Annotated in this window: 8 protein-coding genes; 3 read left to right on the plus strand and 5 right to left on the minus strand. The window is 59.1% G+C overall.

Annotation, left to right across the window (positions count from 1 at the left end; genetic code table 11):
* Window positions 1–28: 28 nt before the first annotated feature.
* The gene (locus LQ952_RS15370; RefSeq protein WP_238623496.1) at window positions 29–1,081 is read right to left on the minus strand and encodes an AI-2E family transporter; all 1,053 of its coding nucleotides are present in this window, start codon (window positions 1,079–1,081) and stop codon (window positions 29–31) included.
* An 822-nt stretch (window positions 1,082–1,903) separates the two neighbouring features.
* On the opposite strand from LQ952_RS15370, the gene LQ952_RS15375 reads away from it, so the two are divergent.
* Complete coding sequence (locus LQ952_RS15375; RefSeq protein ID WP_238623497.1) at window positions 1,904–2,125, plus strand: ribonuclease HepT family protein; 222 nt, start codon at window positions 1,904–1,906, stop codon at window positions 2,123–2,125.
* 46 nt (window positions 2,126–2,171) lie between these two features.
* Window positions 2,172–2,459: a DUF4389 domain-containing protein gene (locus LQ952_RS15380; RefSeq protein ID WP_238623498.1), complete on the plus strand. Its 288-nt coding sequence runs from the start codon at window positions 2,172–2,174 to the stop codon at window positions 2,457–2,459.
* A gap of 454 nt (window positions 2,460–2,913) precedes the next feature.
* Here the strand turns inward: LQ952_RS15380 and LQ952_RS15385 are convergent, their stop codons facing one another.
* Window positions 2,914–3,186 carry a hypothetical protein gene (locus LQ952_RS15385; RefSeq protein ID WP_238623499.1) on the minus strand — a complete coding sequence of 91 codons (273 nt, stop codon included), beginning with the start codon at window positions 3,184–3,186 and terminating at the stop codon, window positions 2,914–2,916.
* A gap of 38 nt (window positions 3,187–3,224) precedes the next feature.
* Window positions 3,225–3,572, minus strand: a complete 348-nt coding sequence (locus LQ952_RS15390; protein WP_238623500.1) for a nucleotidyl transferase AbiEii/AbiGii toxin family protein — start codon at window positions 3,570–3,572, stop codon at window positions 3,225–3,227.
* 45 nt (window positions 3,573–3,617) lie between these two features.
* On the opposite strand from LQ952_RS15390, the gene LQ952_RS15395 reads away from it, so the two are divergent.
* Window positions 3,618–3,860 (plus strand): DUF4351 domain-containing protein, encoded by a 243-nt coding sequence (locus LQ952_RS15395; RefSeq protein ID WP_238623501.1) that lies wholly within the window; start codon window positions 3,618–3,620, stop codon window positions 3,858–3,860.
* Between the two features lie 55 nt (window positions 3,861–3,915).
* On the opposite strand, the gene LQ952_RS15400 is transcribed toward LQ952_RS15395, so the two are convergent.
* Both LQ952_RS15400 and LQ952_RS15405 read right to left on the minus strand, forming a co-directional pair.
* Window positions 3,916–4,266 carry a HepT-like ribonuclease domain-containing protein gene (locus LQ952_RS15400; RefSeq protein ID WP_238623502.1) on the minus strand — a complete coding sequence of 117 codons (351 nt, stop codon included), beginning with the start codon at window positions 4,264–4,266 and terminating at the stop codon, window positions 3,916–3,918.
* Window positions 4,259–4,399: nucleotidyltransferase family protein (locus LQ952_RS15405; RefSeq protein WP_430733777.1), on the minus strand; the 141-nt coding region annotated here is incomplete at its 5' end. The genes LQ952_RS15405 and LQ952_RS15400, both read right to left, overlap by 8 nt.

Raw genomic sequence — 4,399 nt, forward strand, 5'->3', positions numbered from 1 at the left:
CGGGTCATTTTTATCATTGAGGATTCAGCTAGACGGGATCCCGGTGATTGAATTCCCGAATAAAAATGCCCCAAAACGCCATGAACAGCGCGGCAATCAGCGGCCCGATGACAAAGCCGTTAATGCCCACCAGGGCAATGCCACCGAGCGTGGACGTCAGCACCAAATAGTCGGGCAATTTGGTGTCCCGACCCACGAGGATCGGGCGCAGTATGTTGTCAACCAGGCCAATGACCACAGCGCCAAAGAGGGTGAGAATAATAGCATCCACATAGTTGCCGACGGCGAACAGGTAGATGGCCACGGGCCCCCAGATCAGGACGGCGCCAATGGCGGGGATCAGGGAGACCACCGCCATCACCACACCCCACAGCACGGCCGCGGGAATACCCAGGAACCAGAAAATGATCCCACCCAGAGAGCCCTGGATCGCAGCAATCACGATATTGCCTTTCACAGTGGCGCGAGTGACTTCGGCAAATTTGGCAAACAGCAGGCCTTTGCGCTCCTCGCCGAGCGGGACCGCCTGCTTGACGAGTTCAACCATGCGCTTCCCATCTCTTAGCATAAAGAAGGTGAGGTAGATCATGACGCCAAGATTCAGGATAAACTGAAAGGCGTTATGGCCAATATTGATGCTGCGCTCAGCCATAAATTTACCGGTGGCCATGGCGGCCTCGGTCACCCGGTTCTGGAGCTCATCGAGTTGGACATCGTACCTGAGCAGCATCTCTTGTATGAACGGGAAGCGGGTGCTGACCTGGGTCACGATTCCTTCCAGACTGATATCACCGCTGTCGAGCTTTTGGTAGAGGTTGATCCCTTGGGAAACCACGGAGCTGGCGACAAAGATGAACGGGATTACCACGATGATGATACTGATGCCCAGGGTCGCAAGCGCGGTGACGTTGCGTCGGTGGTTGAATCGGGGCAACAACCATTGCTGTACGGGAGTGAAGATGATGGCGACGGCGCAGGCCCAGAAAATCGGCCCGAAAAAGGGTTTCAGCACCCAGAGAAAGCCTACGGAAACCAGCAGCAACAGCCAGAAAAAGGTTTGCGTTTCCATTTTGGATGTCATTGTTCTGACTCCTTGACGGTTGGCTTTACGATGGGTTTTCCATCCCTCAATGGCAAACCTTCTTTGAACTCTCAAGCACTACCTTACAAATGCCCTGAACGGCGGGGCTTGCCACGCACTGGGTCATCAATAAGGTAGGGTGGCGTATCCTGTTGGCTGATCACAACCAAGATCTCAACCAACAAAAACGGACACACCATGACCAAATCTACCCTCCGGGCTGTTTCACAATCAGAACCCCGGATCCCGGATCCGCTGCACGAGCTGCTGCGCCAGAGAGGGCGCGAGGCGGCTAGCCGTCTCCTGTAGGTAGCGGTCCACTTGAGACACCCCCGAAGTGAACGCGGCTCGCTGATGGCGAGCCTTGTCGAGCGGCTCAATGATGACCGAAGCGGGCATCAGTGCCTGTCCACCGTCTCCCGGTGGTGAGCAAAGGTGGCGCGCAGCCGGGGGGCGCATCATCATGGGGAAAGGCGGTCGGCATGAAGGCCTCCTGGGTGCACTGGCAAGAGATGCCTGCACCGGCTAAACGTCACGCCTAAATAGTACGCCCATTGTGTGGACATCTCCACGACCACAAGAGCGTAGTCGCAGCGTGCTGCCTGCAGCGGGCGTGGCATGGGCCCCTCCTGGACGGTGTTTTCCACAGCCAGATCCTGTGGTGTTGCTTCTCACCCAAGGCGCAGGATTCACTGGCTGGCCGCATGGAAGTCATCTACCTGTCGCTGGAATTTCAGGGTATCCGGATTTGAGTGTGTTTCCGGCATCTGAACCGGCCTTCGTCATATTCCGGGCCAAGGTACTCGCAGAGGCCCGCCCCGTATGACCCGCGACCAGCAACGTCTTGCCGACTACCTCGCTCACATCACCGAGGCCATCGAGCGCATCGACCGCTACACCGGAGACATGGACAGGATGGCGTTCCTGAGCAACCAGTTGGTGCAGGATGAGCGGCATTCGCTCGAAAACACCGACGAGCCATCCTCTTTTGCCAAGCACTCGGCAGTGGCAGCGGCTATCTTTGGTATCAGGCCGACACGATGAATATGGCTCGTGCCGCCCCTACCCACATCATCCAGGAGCCAGACCCATGAACTCGCCGCCCCATACCGTGCCGCCCCCGCCCAAGAACCTTTGGTTTCATGGTCTCATCATGCTGATCCTGGTGCTCCTGGTGAATCTCGCCCAAACCGTGCTCGGTATTTGCGCCATCCTCCAGTTCTTCTGGATGCTGTTCACCAACGAGCGCAACGCGAGTATCGCCTGGTTCGGTCAAGGCATCGCCCATTGGCTGGCGGTCACCGCCCGCTTTCTGACAGGCGAGTCGGACGAGCGCCCATTTCCATGGACAAGCTGGTCAGGACCCCACACTGACTGAGGGGAGCCCCTGCGACGATGAACCACCTTGCCCGGGAATTGATCTCGTTCGCCGTGCGTGCCCCGTCAGGCCATAACACCCAACCGTGGCAGTTTTAGGTGGATCGAGACATCGTGAGGATCTACCCCGACCTGTCCCGGCGCCTGTCCGTCGTCGACCTGGACAATCACGCGCTGTTCATCAGTCTGGGTTGTGCGCTCGAAAACCTGATCATTGCGGCCGCACATCAAGGGCTTTCAGCCCGCACTGACTGCCGGGTGGCCGCGGGTGATTGCTCACCCGCGGCCACCCGGCCCTCTGAACGTTTGCGAAAATTTCATGGGTGGCTCTCCTTCGAAGCGCCCTTCCCATCAACACGGCAACCACACCACCTCCCGGAGTGGCAGTCGGCGCCCGAAAAGATGCAGCGCCTGTGCGCTTCCCCTGCTCGCTAACAAGCTCACGGCCCGATGGGCTACGAGTTGCGGAAAAGATTTTCGAGTTCCATGCGCTGCGCGGCATGTTTGGCTGCGTTCTCGTGCGCAAGCTTTTTCAGGTTGAAGAGTTTCCAGCGGATGGCTGGAAGGGTTTGTGCCTGCGGCAATCCGATCGCTTCGAAATCAGGTTCGCCGTCATGCAGGCTGAGTAGGAATTGCGCGGTGTTGTCACACAGGCGACCGCGGATATCGGCGATGAGCCGAACTCTGGTCGCTTCGAGCTCGTCGACGGAGATCGGGATGGTTGTCATGCCGACGAATTCCCTGGCATAGGGTTCGTGCAGATCGCTCAGTCCGGGCGCGAGCAGTTCATGCGTCGGGCGCGGGGAGCTGGCGGATCGACCGCCGCATGGAGTTTGCCACCGAACAAATCCTCAAATGACACAACCTGGACGGCGGCATAGCCGAATTCATCTTCGACCGTTGGGGATACGGCGCGGCGTTCAGGATCGTGCACGACGCCACGCGTGACCGGTGAGATTTCAATTTTGACTTCGGCGCCGTCGAGCCGGGCTCGGATACGGGTGGCGCCGCCACTACCACCCTCGATGCGCTGCGCGCGGAGACGCGGAATGCCGGCGTTGGCCGCGTCCATGATCCTGTCGAGCGTCTCGTTGATCTCCCTCAGACTTTCCACTCGGTCCTTGACCCTAACGGCAAGCTGCCGCCTGTCCTGCCGGTGGTGCTCTACAATGGAGAGGAACGCTGGCGCCAAGAGGGCCTTGAGCAAGGCCTGGAGCAAGGGCGTGAGCAAGGTACCCGTCGCATGCTGGCCCGTCTGATCGTCAAGAAGTACGGCGCGATCCCCGCATGGGCGCAGACCCGACTCGACCAAGCCGGTCCCGAGCAACTGGAAACCTGGGCTGATGCCATCCTGGAGGCGGAGACGCTTGAAGCCTTGCTGAGCGAGGCGCCCAGACACTGAGTCCCAATGGAAACCCGGCATCAGTCGATGATCTTGACGCTGCCAGGTTTCACGCCTATGTCTCGTCCTTAAGCGCCTTGAGCTTCGGCAAAAGTTCGGGCAAGTCATCCCGGATGATGCTCCACACGGTGTCGTCGTCGATGCCGAGGTAGCCATAGATGAGGCGGTTGCGGGTGGCGATGATCATCCGCCAGGGGATTTCAGGATGGGCGGCCCGGACCTCATCCGGGATATGGGTGGCGGCTTCGCCGATCAGTTCCAGATTACGCAGAGTGGCGTCGTAGGTGAGAGCGCTGGCCACGAAACCGGCTTGGTCGAGGCCGTCGGTGTAGGCGAACACCTTCCCGGAGAAATCGATCATGTCGTCGAGGTAGAAGCGCCACTCGCGCTTCCTGGTATCAGACATTGACTCGCTCCTGTTCAATGTAAGGACGAAGCTCCGGCCGCAGGGCCTTTTCTGTGACCAAGTCGACCGGGCAGCCAAACATGTCCTCCAAGTAGAACTGCACACCGAAATAACGTTTGGAAGTGGCCGGGCC

This window comes from Ectothiorhodospira lacustris (assembly GCF_022227785.1).
In the GTDB taxonomy this organism is placed as follows: Bacteria; Pseudomonadota; Gammaproteobacteria; order Ectothiorhodospirales; family Ectothiorhodospiraceae; genus Ectothiorhodospira; species Ectothiorhodospira lacustris.

What these genes read in the sequence shown, in the direction of transcription:
- LQ952_RS15370 (WP_238623496.1), bottom strand. Translation starts at nt 1,081, where the DNA reads ATGACATCCAAAATGGAAACGCAAACCTTTTTCTGGCTGTTGCTGCTG.
- LQ952_RS15375 (WP_238623497.1), top strand. Translation starts at nt 1,904, where the DNA reads ATGACCCGCGACCAGCAACGTCTTGCCGACTACCTCGCTCACATCACC.
- LQ952_RS15380 (WP_238623498.1), top strand. Translation starts at nt 2,172, where the DNA reads ATGAACTCGCCGCCCCATACCGTGCCGCCCCCGCCCAAGAACCTTTGG.
- LQ952_RS15385 (WP_238623499.1), bottom strand. Translation starts at nt 3,186, where the DNA reads ATGACAACCATCCCGATCTCCGTCGACGAGCTCGAAGCGACCAGAGTT.
- LQ952_RS15400 (WP_238623502.1), bottom strand. Translation starts at nt 4,266, where the DNA reads ATGTCTGATACCAGGAAGCGCGAGTGGCGCTTCTACCTCGACGACATG.